A 14,505-nucleotide genomic window follows, 5' to 3' on the forward strand; every position below is an offset into this window, starting at 1 on the left:
CCCCCAATGATATCCGGCCGGGCACCGCTTCACCCTTCAGGCCGAAATTCTTCCATGATTCTTTTCGGGTCTTGTCGATCAACGGGTATCCCGTTATTTACAAAGGCTCATTTCGGGCATTTCGATTTCGTTGGCCTGCCGGGTGTTGTCGTTGTGTGTTTCTGGTTGGTGGTTCTGGTTGGGGTGGGGGCGGCGCGTCGGGCAGAGGGCAGGCGGAGCCTGCCCGACGAAAGCTGCGCTCAGGGGCCGCAGAGGCTCGGAAGTCAAGGGTCAATGCCACTTAGTTAGTGCTGGTGCGTCGGCTTCTTCACATATCCACAGGGTGGTTTGTGGATTAGTTCATTTTTGGGTTTTCGTGGACGTGGAAGTAGCGGTCGATCTACCGTGCGACGATGGATGAGGCTGCTGCGCGTGGTTCGGGTTCGGCTGGTGTGCTGGTAGATCAGATCGGTATCGGGGTTTTGACGCGCTTGGTGCCGCGTGAGCTGGTGGATGAGGTGATCGCCGCTGCCGGACGCCGGGAAAAGCGGGTGCGGCTGCTGCCTGCGCGTGTCGTGGTCTATTTCGTCATGGCGATGACGTTGTTCCATGCGGACGCGTATGAGGAAGTGATACGTAAGCTGGTGCAGGGCCTGCGCGGGTTGCGGATCTGGCGGAACGAGTGGGTGGTGCCGTCGTCCGGTGCGTTGACCCAGGCACGTCGGCGGCTTGGGGCCGAGGTGATGCGTGATCTGTTCTTCCGTGTCGCGGTTCCCTGTGCCCGGCGGTCGACCCAGGGCGCGTGGCTGGGGCGGTGGCGGCTGATGGCCCTTGACGGCTTCGACATCGAAGTGCCCGACAGCGCCGCGAACGCCGAACGTTTCGGGTATGCGGGGAAGAAAAAGGACGAGAAAGGCGTGTTCCCCAAAGTGCTGGTGGTCGGGCTGGCCGAATGCGGCACCCACGCCATCGTCGGAGCTGAGTTCGGTGCGCAGCACGATACCGAGATCGCGCTGGCGACCCGGCTGCTGGGCTCGGGGATCGTGGCCGAGGACATGCTGGTCATCGGCGACCGGGGCATGTACAGCAACGAACATCTGCAACGGATCAGAGATGCTGGAGCGGACGCGTTGCTGCGCGCCAAGATCAATGTTCTGCTTCCGGTCATCAAATGGCTCCCCGATGGGTCTTATCTGTCATATTCGGCGAACCGCAGAGCCCGCACCGCCGCGTCCAAACGCTTGGCGGCCGGGACTATGGAACTGACCGAACTTCCCGGCCTGTACGTCCGGGTCGTGGAATATGAAGTGACCAACCGTGGAGAGGATGAACTGTTCACCCTCGTCACCACCATCCTTGACCCCCTGGACGCGCCCGCGACAGAACTCGCCGCCGCTTACCATGAGCGGTGGGAGATCGAAGCGGCCATCGGCGAGATGAAAACGCACCAGAAGGGCGCCGGAGCGTTGTTGCGCTCGAAGTCACCCGAGATGGTCGAGCAGGAACTGTGGGGGATGCTGCTGACATACTACGGCGTCCGGCACCTCATGGCCGAGGCCGCGGATCAAGCGGAATTGGATCCAGACCGGTTGTCGTTCATCCGCTCACTTCGCATCGTCCGCCGGCAGGTAGGAGGCCCGGCGGATTTTTCCCCCACCGCACCTTGAGCGCGCGACCGCCGACACCATCGCCGAGATAGTCGAACGACCGAACCCGCCACGGCGTCTACGAAGCCATCCACGCGTTACCAAACGCCAGCGGTACACGTCCTACCGAGTCAAACGACCCGCAGACAGCTGCACCTATCACACGGAAGAACCCGCCATCAAGATTCTGGGTTCCGCAGCCTAACTAAGTGGCATTGAGTCAAGGGGTGGGACGGAGTCCCATCGCGAAGCGACACCGAAGGCGCCCTTGACTTTGGAGGGGCGGCCCCGTACGCAGCGCCGCCCCCACCACAATTCCACGAACACAGAACAGGCTATTCGGATCACTCCGGCGACACTAAGGTGCTTGCAGTGGTCGACGGGCCTGGCCCCTGACAAGAACGATCGCATGCCGGAACGGCACGCTCAGACTGCACCACTGACCCTTTTCACCAGTTCTGGCAGACGCCGATCAAAGCTTGATCGCGACGGAGACATTCGGCGGGTAACGCAAAAAACCTGGTAGCGGGTCGACACCACGTTCGTCCCCGGCAAGACGGTCTGGTGCTTCAAGGGCCAGTGCAGCACCACCGACGATGCCCTCTCCGTCCTCGTCTTGCCCCACCCTCAACGTCTGGGTCCACCGCCGCACCTTCTACTGATGCTCCAACCCCCACCGCTACCTCCGCCGCACCAACCTGGCCTACTAGCCCGTCATGCACAACTGAGGCGCCGACGGGGTGCGACCGCGGCTACCAGTTCCCGCCTTACTACTCGCCGTGCGGTCGGCGTTCGCGCATAAACAAACAGCCCGAACCTCCGGCGGCCTGGCGGGCGGCCCCGCCGCCGGAGCCGCTGTGTGGGTCTGGAAGCGCGTTGACCGCCGTCACCGGGGATCTCTCCCGATGGCGGCGGTCAGCGGCACGGCCGGTTCACCCGGCCGGGTCATGCCCGTGCTGATCGTTGAGATCAGCCGCAGTGCTCCCAGGCGCTGGTGAAGCCGAGGTCGCCCACCGAGCCGCCCCACTTGATGCAGGTGCCCTTGGCGTACAGGTAACGCGGGCCGGCGTAGTAGGCGTAAGTACCGCAGTCATAGACGTACTTGCCGTCGCTTCGCCGCTGAAGGTCCGCACACAACTTGGCCTTCTTGCCCTGGTCAGAGGACTTCGTGATCGTCGTGACGCAGTTGTTCGACCCGTTGTAGAGAAGGTAGGTGGTGGCGGTGACGCTGCCGTAGATCGTCTTCTGGTCGATCACCGAGTAGCCGCTGCCGCACACACCGGCGGGCGAGTACGCGGCCGAGGCCGGGCCGCCGAGGGCGACCATTCCCGCGACCGCGCTCGCGGTGCCAACGGCGAGCGTTACCGCCTGCTTGAACTTGCGCATGGGGCTCCTTCTGCCTGGTTCCGCGCGTGCCAATCAGCCGCATCGTGCGGTGATGTGCTGAACGCGAGGAGAGACCGTCGTTCGTGCGCGCTGCCGCGCATGATCACGTCCAGTACCGTACTGTCACTGATCGCTTCCGCAACAGACCGGTGTCGCTGAAGGCGCCGCTTCGCCCGTCAGGCGGCTCGCGGGAGCGGTCAGCTCTGTGGGCCGGCGGAGTTGGCGGCTCCCAGGGACGCCGCGGTCAGCCACGGCTCCAGTTCGCCGTCCGTGGTGAGGTCTGAGCGGTAGGCCATGACGGTGACCAGGTAGCGGAAGTGCACCCGGTTGCGCGATTGGCGATAGTACTGGCGGCCCGGGATGAGGGGCCTGATGTCGGCTCCCTCAGGTTGGTGCCATGTGGTGAGGTGCCAGCGCGCGGGGCCGTTGAGGTAGTCGTACATGGCCGTGGCCGTGGCGTCGTCCGGGAACGGGAAGAGCGAGACGGAGACCCGGAGGGGACGGCCGGTCGCGGCACGGGGAGCCTGCTCTTCGTAGAGCCCTGCCATCACCTGCGTGCAACCGTGGGCGGTGATCTCCTCGAACACCTCTTTGGCGGTGAGAGGGCCGTTGCCGGTGACCATCTGGCCGCACGGTCTGGCTCCGGCGCCCACGAGGGTGAACTCGACGCCCCTGTCATCGGTGAACCTGCGGGCGAGCAGGGCGTCCGCGGTGAAGGGGGTCGAATCGGTGTCGTGGTTGTTCCAGGACGCCGGGTCCAGGACGGGGCTGATGTCGGTGTAGTCGAACCGAGTGTTCTCAGGCGGCGGGACGGGACGGCCGGTGATCAGCATGTCCAGGACCTGGCGCGCGGTGGGACGCTCTGCCGGGTCCTTGGCCATGCACGCCAGGACGATGTCCAGGAGCGGCGCGGCCAGGTCGCCGGTCTCGGGCGAGCCGGTCAGGACTCGTTTGATACGTGCGGCCTGGGTGGGGCCGGCGAACGCCTCGCCTCCGGTCGCCGCGTAGATCATGACCGCTCCCCAGGCGAACAGGTCCGCCGACGGCCCCAGGGTCGTCCCCTCCAGTTGCTCGGGAGCCATGTAGCCGACGGTGCCGATCCGGGTGGCCGAGGAGGTGTCGGCGTCCAGCACGCGGGCGATGCCGAAGTCGATCACCCGCGGCCCGTCCGGGCCCAGCAGGATGTTGGCGGGCTTGAGGTCGCGGTGCACCACCCCGGCCGCGTGGACGGCGCTGAGCGCGGTGATGGTCTGCACCGCGAGGCGCTGCAGGTCACCGCCGGTACGGGGGCCATGCTCGCGCACCGCCTGTGTCAGCGTGGGGCCCTCGATGTACTCGGTGGCGATCCAGGGCCGGTCCGCCTCGGCGTCGGCGTCCAGGATCTCGGCCAGGCAGAAGCCCTGGACCCGGCGCGCGTTGACGAGTTCCTGGGCGAAGTAGCGGCGGACCCGGGGGTCGCCGGCCAGGTGCGGGTGCAGGAACTTCACCGCCGCGCGCCGTCCGGAGGCGTCCTGGCCCAGGTATACCGAGCCGAACCCGCCCGAGGCCAACTCTTGTACCAGGCGGAATCCACCCGCCCACTGTTCCGTCTCCGGCAAGGCCGCTCCCGTCGTTCACCTGTTCCCGCTCAGTGCCCGCCCGGGGCTCCTCAGGTGTCGGTGGAGAAGCGGATGGCGGTCGGGGGGAGTTCTATGCCCGGCCAGACGCGGAGGCCGGGGCGCAGTTCGTTGCCCGGGCCCACGATCGCGGCGTCGCCCAGGACCACGCCGTCCAGGACGGCGCCGGGGCCGACTCGGGCGCCTCGGCTCAGGACGGAGTCGCGGACGGTGGCGCCCTCGGCGACGAAGGCGTCCTCCAGGAGGACGCTGCCGGTCACCGTGGCGCCCGACTCGATCACGGCGTTGCGGCCCACCGTGGTGCCGCCGCGCACTACGGCGCCCTGGGCCACGCGGGCGCCGGTGAGGGTCAGGCGTTCGCCCGGGTCGCCGGGCATGGCGGGGGACGCGAGGGCGCCCAGGACGAGGTCACGGGAGCCCTGGACGAAGGCTTCGGGGGTCCCGACGTCCAGCCAGTAGGCCGACTCCACGTGGCCCATGACCAGGGCGCCGGACGAGATCAGGGACGGGAACGTCTCGCGTTCGACGGAGACGACCTCGTCCTCGGGGATCGTGTCGATGGCGGAGCGGCGGAAGACGTAGCAGCCCGCGTTGATCTGGTTCGTCACCGGGTGCTGGGTCTTCTCCAGGAAGGCGGTGACGCGGCCGTCGGGGGAGGTAGGGACGCAGCCGAAGCGGGACGGGTCGTCGACCTCGGTGAGGTGGAGGGTGACGGCGGCGCCGGCCTCCTCGTGCAGTTTCACCTGGGTGCGGACGTCGTGGCCGGAGAGGATGTCGCCGTTCAGGATGAGGACGGGGTCGTCCGGGCCGCAGGTCAGCGCGCGCGCCGCGTTGCGGATGGCGCCGCCGGTGCCGAGCGGCTCGCGCTCGCTGACGTAGGCGAGGTCGACGCCGTAGGCGTGGTCGCCGAAGGCCGCCTCGAACATCTCGGCCCGGTAGGACGTCGCGAAGACGATCCGCTCGACGCCCGACGCGTGGGCCCGGGCCAGCTGGTGGGCCAGGAACGCGACCCCTGCGGTGGGGAGCAGGGGTTTCGGGGTGGAGATCGTCAGCGGGCGCAGGCGGGTGCCCTGGCCGCCCACCAGGAGGATCGCTTCCACTCGGTTCCTTTCTCCGGGTTGAGGAGAGAGCCTAGTGGGTGCGTGTGGCGGTGTATTGGGCGACTGCGCGCTGGTATGAGGCCATGTGGGCGGTTGCGGAGGCCGCCCAGGAGAACTCCTGCGCGCGGGCGTGCGCGGCCTCGGCCAGGTCGGTGCGGCGGGACGGGTCGTCGATGAGGGCGGTCAGGGCCGAGGCGATGCCGGGGGCGTCGGGCTCGGTGTAGGCGACCGCGTCGCCGCCGACCTCGGGCAGCGGGCCGCGGTGGGTGGTGAGGACGGGCGCCCCGCACGCCATCGCCTCGAGGACGGGCAGGCCGAACCCCTCGCCGCGGCTCGGCAGCGCGACGACGAGGGCGCCGCCGAAGAAGCCCGGCAGGGACGGCCACGGCAGGTAGCCGGGGCGCAGCACGCGCAGGCCGAGCGGGACGGTGGCGAGGGCCGCGTCGACCTCGTCGTCCCAGCCGCCGCTGCCCGCGAGGACGAGCGCGGGCGGGTCGTCGCGGCCGGCGCAGGCGCGGGCCCAGCCGCGGATCAGGTTCGGGACGTTCTTGCGCGGCTCCAGCGCCCCGAGGTAGGCGACGTACGGGCGGCCGTGCAGGCCGAGCCGGTCGGAGACCTGCTTGACCTCGGCCTCGGACGGGCGGTGGAACACCTCGTGGTCGACGCCGTGGTAGGCGACGTCGATGTGCGCCGGGTCGGCGCCGAGGACGCTGACCAACTCGTCGCGGGTCGCGCGGGACGGGACGATCAGCCGGGTCGCGCGGCGGGCGGCGCTGCGGGTCGCCGACTTGATGTAGGACGTGCGCACCGGGTCGTGCTGCTCGGGCTCGGCGAACAGGGTCACGTCGTGGATCGTCACGACGGTCGGCAGGGCCGCGCCCACCGGCATCGTGTAGGTGGGCAGGTGGATGACGTCCGCGCCGACGCTCTCGGCGACGCGGGGCAGGCCCGACTGCTCCCAGGCGAGGCGGCTGGCGCGGTGCGCCAGCGTCGCGGGGCCGGCGACGACCCGGGCCCCCGGGACGAGGGCCTCATAGCGTTTCTCGTCCGCCCGCTGGCACGCGACGGCGAGGTCGGCGCCCTGCGCGTGCAGGGCGGTCAGGAGCCCGTCCACGTACCGGCCGAGCCCGCCGCGGTCGGCAGGCACGGCGGTGGCGTCGAGGAGAATTCGAGGCGCCACGGTCCACTCCCCCATCCAGCGCGGTGGCGTAGATCACTCTTTACGTTCCGAGCCTACGCCCGCCGGGCACTCGCTCGGGTGACCTCGTTCCACGCGATTCACGATGGGCCCCTACCCGACCGCTACGTTTTATCTGCGGGGGCGGACCCCCACACCCCCCGGCAACTACCTCTTACGCGCCTGAACCAGCACAATGCTGCCCTGCTCGTTGGGAGCCTTGCGGTCGGCGAGGGCGACGAGCGGGGTCAGCGGCGCGGCGGCGTTGAAGCCGACCTTGCCGCCGTAGGTGGAAAGCGACAGGTAGAGGCGCTCCGTGGCGGCCGTGCGGAACTGGTAGCTGTGCCGGACGAGGTCGAGGCCGCGCTCGTCCATCAGCTTGCGCAGGCTGTCGTGGGTGTAGGTGTGCTGCACGTGGTATTTGGCCTTGTGCGCGTCGCGCAGCTTCGGCCAGGCGTCGGCGCGGCTGAGGACGTCGGCGGACATGAAGATCTGGCCGCCGGGCTTCAGCACTCGCGCCATCTCGTCGAGGGACTTGCCGCCGTCGTCGAAGTGCTCGATCGCGCAGACCGACAGGATCGCGTCGAACGAGCCGTCGGCGAACGGGAGCCTGAGGGCGTCGCACTCGATCAGCGCGGGCGCGTGCGCGAGCGTCCGGCCGTAGGCCATCTTGCCGCGGGCGAGGTCGATCGAGACGGCGTCGGCGCCGCGCCTGCGCGCCTGGCCGGCCCAGTAGCCGTCGCCGCCCGCGACGTCGAGGACGCGCCTGCCGCGCAGGTCGCGTCCCATCCAGCCGAGCAGCGTCCCCGCCTCCCGGTACCGGCACACGTGCACCTGGTGCCCCATGAAGGCGACCACATCCGAAATCTTCATCGCCCCCAACTCTAGGCCGAGCGCGCGGGTGGGAGGCCGCGTTCGCCTACGCTGGGCCCGTGAAGATGAAGGTCGTCGCCGTGCGGGCGCTGCGGGTGCTGCTGGTGCTGCTGGCGCTGGCGTTCTGCGGCTACAGCGTGGCGTCCCAGTGGGACGACACGGTCCGCGCGTTCCAGCAGATGTCCTGGCCGACGCTCGTCGCGGCGCTGGCCGCGGGGCTGGCGGGGCTCTTCGTCTGGATGCTCGGCTGGCGCGAGTTCCTCGGCGGGCTCGGGTCGCCGCTGCCGGTGCGCGCCATCTTCCGGATCTCCGGGATCTCCCAGCTCGGGAAGTACGTCCCGGGCAAGGTGTGGGCGCTGGTCACGCAGATCGAGATGACCCGCGAGCACAAGGTGCCGCCGGAGCGCAGCTTCGGGTCGACGCTGCTGGCGGTGGCGACGTCCACGGCGTGCGGGCTGGCCGTCGCGGCGGTCACGCTGCCGCTGACGTCGCAGACCGCGCGGGACGAGTACTGGTGGCTGTTCCTGCTGGCGCCCGTCCTGCTGGTGCTGCTGCACCCGAAGATCGTGACGTGGGCGCTCGGGACGATGCTCAAGCTCATCCGCCGCCCGCCGCTGGAGCACCCGGTCAGCCTCGCCGCCACGCTGAAGGCCATCGGCTGGACGGTCCTCGGCTGGGCGCTGTTCGGCGTGCACACCTGGCTGCTGTGCATGGCGGTGGGCGGCGACGGCGCGGGCCTGCCGTTCGTCGCGACCGGCGCCTACGCGCTGGCGTTCGTCGCCGGGTTCCTGGTCTTCATCGCGCCCGGCGGCATCGGGGCGCGGGAGGCCGCGCTGACGGTGGTGCTGACGCCGGTGCTGCCGGCGGGCGCGCCGGTCGTGGTCGCCATCGCGTCCCGGGTGCTGCTGACCGCCGCCGACCTCATCAACGCCGGGGTCGCGTTCCTGCTGGGGCGTACGGCTCCACGGGCCGGGAATGAACCACCGACCGAGGCGCTTGTGACGGGTACGCAGCCTACGAAGGAGGGACCGTGACGGCCCCGATTACCGTGACCGACGCGACGTTCGAGGACGAGGTCCTCAAGAGCGACATCCCGGTGCTGGTCGACTTCTGGGCCGACTGGTGCGGTCCGTGCCGCATGATCGCCCCGATCCTGGAGCAGATCGCCGAGGAGCAGGACGGCAAGATCAAGATCGCGAAGATGGACTACGACGCGAACCCGCACACGCCGAACGAGTACGGCGTGATGGGCCTGCCGACCCTGCTGCTCTTCAAGGACGGCAAGAGCGTCCAGCAGATCGTCGGCGCCAAGCCGAAGCGCGCTCTGCTCAAGGACATCGAACCCCACCTGTGAGCGCGTCGACATAGGCGGTCCACAGCGGGCCGTGGTCGACCGGGCGGACGCCGGAGCGCAGGCGCTCCGGCTCCCCCGGCTCGTAGAAGCGGCGGAGCGCGCCCGCCAGTGACGCGACGTCGTCCGGCGCGCAGATCAGCCCGTCGACGCCGTCCCTGACCTGGCCGGCGAAACCGCCCACGTCGGTGGCGATCACCGGCAGGCCGTGCTCGTAGGCCATCCAGACGTTCTGCGACGCGGTCGCCGTCCGGTACGGCAGGACGAGCGCGTCGGCGGCGGCGAACAGCCCCGGGACGTCGGCGGCGGGCACGTACCCGGGCCGCAGCTCCACCCGGGAGGCCAGGTCGAGCGAGCCGATCAGCTCGCGGGTCTCGTCGAGCCCGCCCCAGAACTCGCCCGCGACGGTCAGCGACACGTCGTCCGGGCCCTCGGCGAGCGCGCGCAGCAGGACGTCCAGGCCCTTGTACGGGCGGACGATCCCGAAGAACAGCAGCCGCCGGCGCACCTTCTCGTCGCCCGGCGCGGCGGCCCCGCCCGACGGCAGGTGCGCGGCCATCTCCGCCACCCGCACGGGACGGCTCGTCAGACCGCGCGCGACCTCCGCCTGCGCCTCGGTGTGGACGAGGACGCCGTCCACCTTCCGCAGCAGGCGCTTCATCAGCGGCTCGTCGTAGGGCTTCCGCTCGTGCGGCAGGACGTTGTGGCACAGCGCCACCACCCTGCTTCCCGAGGGGGGGCGCCCCCCCACGCCCCCCGAAGACTTGGCGGTCCCCCGCCTGATGCCCGAGAGGATCCCCAGGTAGGACGGCACCTGGACGGTGCTCAGCACCACCAGGACGACCAGATCGCAGGAGCGCAGCGCGCGGCCCGTCCGCCACCAGCCGTCCGGGCGCCGCCAGTCGAGCCGGTGCCGGGTGCCGGGGAACGGCTCGCCCTCCGGCTCGGCGATCGTCTGCTGCCCCGGGTACAGGAACGCCGGGTACTGCGCCCGCCACGACTCGATGGCGACGTCGTGCCCGGCCGCCGCGAGCCGGTGCGCCAGTTCGGTCGTGTGCCGGGCGCCGCCGCCCTTGTACGGGAACGCCGGCCCGACGATCGCGATGCGCATGCCGCTGGACGCCACCGCTAGACGTCGCCGCGGGACCGGACGATCAGGTCCGCGAGCAGCGCCAGCGACGCGATGATCAACCCGGTCACGAAGATCATGATGGTGTTGTTGGCGAAGTAGCCGAAGTGCACCACCATGTCGAACACGCCCTTGCCGAGCCCGATGAGGATCAGCCACAGCGCGGGCGGCATCAGCACCTTGAGCGGGTTGAAGTACATCACCATCCGCAGCACCTGCAGGATGTAGCGGTAGGCGTCCTTGGTGAAGTGGAACTTGGACTTGCCGGCCCGCTTGGCGTAGTCGATCGGCATGTACCGGACCGGGTGCTGGTTCGACAGGAACGCGATCGTGATCGTGGTGACGCAGGAGAACCCGGGCGGCAGCAGCCGCAGGTACGGCAGCGACACCTCGCGGCGGAACGCGCGCAGCCCGGAGTTCAGGTCCGGGATCTTGGAGTTGGTGAGCCGCTCGGCGATTTTGCGGATGAACCACTTGGCGGGCACCCGCAGCATCTTGTGCGTGCCCTCCTCGGTGGTGCGCGCCCCGACGACCTGGTCGATGGACGGGTCGGTGTCGAGGGCGTCGACGAGGTCGGGGATCCGCTCGTTCGGGTAGGACATGTCGGCGTCCGTCCACACGACGATGTCGCCGCGGGCCTGCTGGGAGCCGATGCGCCGGACGGTGCCCGAGCCGCTGTTGTGCTGGAACGCCATCACCCGCATGTTCGGGAAGCGCGGCTCCGCCTCGCGCAGCCGGGCGAGCGTGTCGTCGGTCGAGCAGTCGTCGACGGCCAGCAGTTCGTAGGTCTTGCCGCTGGCGTCCATCGCCTTGGTGATGCGCTCGACCTCGGCGATCACGTGGTCCTGCTCGTTGTAGCAGGGCAGCACGATCGTGACGTGGACGGGCTCGGCGTCGGGCTCGGCGGGTTCGGGTTCGGGCGCGGGCTCCGGCCCGGGCGGCGCGGCGGCCTCCGGCTGCGCGGCGGCCTCGGGCTGGACGGGCTCGGCCGCGGGCTGCGCGGCGGGCGCGCTCGCGGTCGCGGCCTCGGGCGCGGTCTCGGTCGTCGGCTCGGCAGACTGGGTGCTCACGCAGCGCGAGGATACTCGCCCCGCCGAACCTCGGCAGCCGCTAAGGCGCGGACGGCTCCGCGATCCAGACCTCCATGGACAGCCCCCACGTCCCGCCGGGGGGCTTGGTGAGGGTGCGCCCGTCCTGCCGCGTCCGCACCTGGAGGACGCGTTCCGGCGTGCCGTAGGGGGCGACCTGCTCCCGCTTCGCCGCCATGACCACCGGACGCCGGCCGGCCCCGGTGACGCCGGCGATGACGCGCCGCACGTCGGCGGTCGTGGCGCCGCCGCTCACCCGCGCGGCGGGCAGGTCGCACATGCCGCGCACGACCTGGAGGAACCGGTCGGCCGTGGACTGCTCGACCACCACGACGGAGCTGCCCGGCCTCAGCGCGTCGCACATGCCGCGCACGGCGCCCACCTCGTGCTGCTCGGTCCGGGTCACCAGGAACCCGCCGGACGTCAGGACGATCGGCACCAGCATCAGCGCGACGCCGATGACCGTGCCCCGGTTCACCATCTTCGGCCCGTACCCGACACGGCGGACGCGCCGCACCGTCCACGCGCACGCGAACACCGTGAACAGCAGCAGGCCGGGGATGACCAGGCCGATCAGCCGCCGGGACGCCCACGGATGGTCGGGCGTGATGCCCGGCCGCAGCAGCACCTGCGCGGTCGTCCAGACGACCATCGCGTAGGGCAGCAGCCACTCGGGCGACTGGCCGCGCAGCAGCCGCCGGACCAGCAGCGCCGCGCCGAGCGTCGCGAACAGCAGCGCGGGGACGCCGATGTACCAGACGACCCAGTAGAGCGACAGCTCCGAGTACTGGCGGGTGCCGTCCACCGGCAGGTGCTGGATCCGCTGGATCGTCTCGATGAACTGGACGTTCAGCTGGTCGTCGCGTGAGGCGGGCACCCGGCGGACGGTCTGCACCAGCGGCCGGACCGCGAAGCCCGCCATCACCAGCACGGTGAGGACGGCGGCGGCCCCGGGCAGCCGGCCGTGCGCGACCGCCGCGCCGAGCCGCCGCAGCCGCGTGCCCGTCCGGTCCGCGCGCAGCAGCACGACCATGGCGACGGTGGCGACGAGGATCGCCGCGCTGATGGCCAGCAGCGGCTTCAGCGACGATCCGAGATAAGAGAGGTAGGGCCGCGACAGCGTGAAGCCCTCGACGAGCCCGGCGGCCGTGCCGAGCAGCAGCCCGCCCGCCACCCAGTAGCCGGTGCGCCGCCCGCGCCCGATGAGAAGGCCGGCGAACACGAGCACCGGCAGGACGTCCCGCAGCCCGTCGATCCGGACGAGCACGATCAGCCCGAGCGCGGCGCCCGCCAGGAACGCCTTGAGGTCGGCGCTGCGCCCCTCCTCGCGGCGCATGTCGTACAGCAGCGACAGGCCGCCCAGCAGCAGCACGATCGCGGGCAGTTCGCTGAACGTGCTGCGCGAGACGTAGAGCATCGGCAGCGTCAGCGCCAGCAGCAGCGCCCCGGCGGGCGCCCAGCGCGGGCCGGCGAGCCGCGCGACGAGCCCGGCGAACGCGAGCACGCAGCACGCGCCGAGCAGCGGCGCCATCAGCAGGATGCCGTGGGTGCCGCCGAGCCAGCCGCCGAGCGCGAGGATCAGCGGCATGCCCGCCATGAACTGCGGGACGACGGCGCCGCCGTCCTCGTAGAAGGCGGGGCTCGCGAACCCGAGCACGGGGTCGGGCCCGCCGAACGCCGCCGCCGACTCCGGGATGGGCAGCGACCCGTGCCCGGCCAACCACGTCGCGAACTGGACGTAGGACGCCGGGTCGCGGCGGACGACGATCTGCTCCGCGCACATCACCACCTGGAGCACCAGGAACGCGACGGTGATCGCCAGGACGCTCCAGGTGACCCATCGCGGCACCGACTCCACGCCGCCGGGGACGTTGAGGCTCCCGCGCTTCGCGGCTTCGTCCACGCCGGGACGGGACCGGAGGCCGAGCCACAGCACCGCGGCCGCGACCGGCACGAACAGCGCGATCGCCGGGACCGGCCGGAACACGCCCGCCAGCAGCAGCGGCAGCGACACCGCCAGCCACGCCACCACGAGCAGCGCCGGGGCGACGGTGACGCGGACGAGCAGCCGGCCAGCGTTCATCGTCCCGCCCCGTGGTGGTCTACACAGAATTGGTGCGTGCGGTGGTCGTTCACCCGTGCGGAGCGTAGCGCCACCCGGCGGGTGGTGGGCCTCTCACGATCATGCGGGCATACGCTCGGGCCATGAGCGAACCCGACCCGGGCGCGGCCACGCCCGCCGAGCTGCTGCGGCGGCGGGTGGCGGACGCGCCCGCCAACCCGCTGGTCACCTTCTACGACGACGCGACCGGGGAGCGCGTCGAGCTGTCGGCGAAGACGTTCGACAACTGGGTCGCCAAGACGGCGAACTTCCTCGTGGACGGGCTCGGCGCCGAGCCGGGCACCCGCGCGGTGCTCGTGCTGCCGCCGCACTGGCAGACGGCGGTGTGGCTGATGGCCTGCTGGTCGGCGGGCGTCGTCGCCGAACCGGTCGACCCGGAGACGGTGAAGGGCCGAGCAGGCGAACCCGTCGGCGGCTCCGGGCCGTACATCCTGGCGGCTGCTCAGGAGGTGCTGGACGACGTGGTCGGCGACACGGAGGCCGAAGAGATCGTCGGCCTGTCGCTGCACGCGCTCGGCGGCCCGCTCGCCGACTGCCCGCCCGGCGTGACCGACTACGCCGACGAGGTCCGCGGCCACGGCGACCGCTTCGCGGCCGGGCCGGATGTGACGCCCGGGACCCCCGCGCTCAATGTGACAAAGACCACACTCAGCCAGCGGGAGCTGGTCGCCGCCGCCCGCGAGGCCGCCGAGAAATGGGAGCTGGACGCACGCGACCGCCTGTTGGTTGACGTGCCGTTCACCACACTGGAGGGGGTACTGGCGGGTCTACTCGCACCACTAGCCTCGGGTGCTTCCGTCATAATTCAACGAAACTTTGACAAAGCCATCCTAGATCAACGCCTGACCGTGGAGCATGTGACGGTGGTGGCCGGAACGCCGGGCCCGAATGACGGATCCGGGTCCCCGTACCGGCTGTCCTGACCTACGCTCTCCTTGCCCTCGTCCAGACGCCGACCCCGGAAAGCGGGCGATCCCGTGTGGGGGACCATCACCCCCCGCGCCTCCAAGAACCGCTGAGACCCCGGACCACGGAGCC

The 14,505-nt window shown here is 70.6% G+C and carries 12 protein-coding genes; 4 read left to right on the forward strand and 8 right to left on the reverse strand.

Annotated elements, in window-relative coordinates; translation table 11 throughout:
- Nucleotides 1-392: 392 nt before the first annotated feature.
- Nucleotides 393-1,646: an IS4 family transposase gene (locus HUT06_RS37520; RefSeq protein ID WP_176200049.1), complete on the forward strand. Its 1,254-nt coding sequence runs from the start codon at nucleotides 393-395 to the stop codon at nucleotides 1,644-1,646.
- 948 nt (nucleotides 1,647-2,594) lie between these two features.
- On the opposite strand, the gene HUT06_RS37525 is transcribed toward HUT06_RS37520, so the two are convergent.
- From HUT06_RS37525 to HUT06_RS37545, 5 genes are all read right to left on the reverse strand, one after another.
- Nucleotides 2,595-3,011, reverse strand: a complete 417-nt coding sequence (locus tag HUT06_RS37525) for a hypothetical protein (protein ID WP_176200050.1) — start codon at nucleotides 3,009-3,011, stop codon at nucleotides 2,595-2,597.
- A 197-nt stretch (nucleotides 3,012-3,208) separates the two neighbouring features.
- Nucleotides 3,209-4,609, reverse strand: coding sequence for a serine/threonine-protein kinase (locus tag HUT06_RS37530; protein WP_176200051.1), 1,401 nt, complete (start codon nucleotides 4,607-4,609; stop codon nucleotides 3,209-3,211).
- A 50-nt stretch (nucleotides 4,610-4,659) separates the two neighbouring features.
- Entirely contained in the window at nucleotides 4,660-5,727 is a 1,068-nt protein-coding gene (locus HUT06_RS37535) for a sugar phosphate nucleotidyltransferase (protein WP_176200052.1), read from the reverse strand.
- 31 nt (nucleotides 5,728-5,758) lie between these two features.
- On the reverse strand, nucleotides 5,759-6,907 hold the full coding sequence (locus HUT06_RS37540) for a glycosyltransferase family 1 protein (RefSeq protein ID WP_176200053.1): 1,149 nt from the start codon (nucleotides 6,905-6,907) through the stop codon (nucleotides 5,759-5,761).
- A 165-nt stretch (nucleotides 6,908-7,072) separates the two neighbouring features.
- Nucleotides 7,073-7,777 (reverse strand): class I SAM-dependent methyltransferase, encoded by a 705-nt coding sequence (locus tag HUT06_RS37545; RefSeq protein WP_176200054.1) that lies wholly within the window; start codon nucleotides 7,775-7,777, stop codon nucleotides 7,073-7,075.
- Nucleotides 7,778-7,842: 65 nt separating this feature from the next.
- On the opposite strand from HUT06_RS37545, the gene HUT06_RS37550 reads away from it, so the two are divergent.
- Nucleotides 7,843-8,811: a lysylphosphatidylglycerol synthase transmembrane domain-containing protein gene (locus tag HUT06_RS37550; RefSeq protein WP_254715831.1), complete on the forward strand. Its 969-nt coding sequence runs from the start codon at nucleotides 7,843-7,845 to the stop codon at nucleotides 8,809-8,811.
- Nucleotides 8,808-9,131: a thioredoxin gene (trxA, locus tag HUT06_RS37555; protein ID WP_176200055.1), complete on the forward strand. Its 324-nt coding sequence runs from the start codon at nucleotides 8,808-8,810 to the stop codon at nucleotides 9,129-9,131. The genes HUT06_RS37550 and trxA overlap by 4 nt, the downstream gene beginning before the upstream one ends.
- On the opposite strand, the gene HUT06_RS37560 is transcribed toward trxA, so the two are convergent.
- The 3 genes from HUT06_RS37560 to HUT06_RS37570 are packed head-to-tail and all read right to left on the reverse strand — an operon-like array spanning nucleotide 9,106 to nucleotide 13,428.
- On the reverse strand, nucleotides 9,106-10,239 hold the full coding sequence (locus HUT06_RS37560; protein WP_176200056.1) for a glycosyltransferase family 4 protein: 1,134 nt from the start codon (nucleotides 10,237-10,239) through the stop codon (nucleotides 9,106-9,108). The two genes, trxA and HUT06_RS37560, sit on opposite strands and share 26 nt — an antisense overlap.
- A gap of 17 nt (nucleotides 10,240-10,256) precedes the next feature.
- On the reverse strand, nucleotides 10,257-11,327 hold the full coding sequence (locus HUT06_RS37565; protein ID WP_302931866.1) for a glycosyltransferase family 2 protein: 1,071 nt from the start codon (nucleotides 11,325-11,327) through the stop codon (nucleotides 10,257-10,259).
- Between the two features lie 40 nt (nucleotides 11,328-11,367).
- Nucleotides 11,368-13,428: a hypothetical protein gene (locus HUT06_RS37570; protein WP_176200057.1), complete on the reverse strand. Its 2,061-nt coding sequence runs from the start codon at nucleotides 13,426-13,428 to the stop codon at nucleotides 11,368-11,370.
- 122 nt (nucleotides 13,429-13,550) lie between these two features.
- On the opposite strand from HUT06_RS37570, the gene HUT06_RS37575 reads away from it, so the two are divergent.
- On the forward strand, nucleotides 13,551-14,390 hold the full coding sequence (locus tag HUT06_RS37575; RefSeq protein WP_176200058.1) for a TIGR03089 family protein: 840 nt from the start codon (nucleotides 13,551-13,553) through the stop codon (nucleotides 14,388-14,390).
- Nucleotides 14,391-14,505 lie beyond the last annotated feature (115 nt).

This window comes from Actinomadura sp. NAK00032, assembly GCF_013364275.1.
Taxonomy (GTDB): domain Bacteria; phylum Actinomycetota; class Actinomycetes; order Streptosporangiales; family Streptosporangiaceae; genus Spirillospora.

What these genes read in the sequence shown, in the direction of transcription:
- HUT06_RS37520 (WP_176200049.1), top strand. Translation starts at nt 393, where the DNA reads ATGGATGAGGCTGCTGCGCGTGGTTCGGGTTCGGCTGGTGTGCTGGTA.
- HUT06_RS37525 (WP_176200050.1), bottom strand. Translation starts at nt 3,011, where the DNA reads ATGCGCAAGTTCAAGCAGGCGGTAACGCTCGCCGTTGGCACCGCGAGC.
- HUT06_RS37550 (WP_254715831.1), top strand. Translation starts at nt 7,843, where the DNA reads ATGAAGGTCGTCGCCGTGCGGGCGCTGCGGGTGCTGCTGGTGCTGCTG.
- HUT06_RS37570 (WP_176200057.1), bottom strand. Translation starts at nt 13,428, where the DNA reads ATGAACGCTGGCCGGCTGCTCGTCCGCGTCACCGTCGCCCCGGCGCTG.
- HUT06_RS37575 (WP_176200058.1), top strand. Translation starts at nt 13,551, where the DNA reads ATGAGCGAACCCGACCCGGGCGCGGCCACGCCCGCCGAGCTGCTGCGG.
- HUT06_RS37545 (WP_176200054.1), bottom strand. Translation starts at nt 7,777, where the DNA reads ATGAAGATTTCGGATGTGGTCGCCTTCATGGGGCACCAGGTGCACGTG.
- HUT06_RS37560 (WP_176200056.1), bottom strand. Translation starts at nt 10,239, where the DNA reads ATGCGCATCGCGATCGTCGGGCCGGCGTTCCCGTACAAGGGCGGCGGC.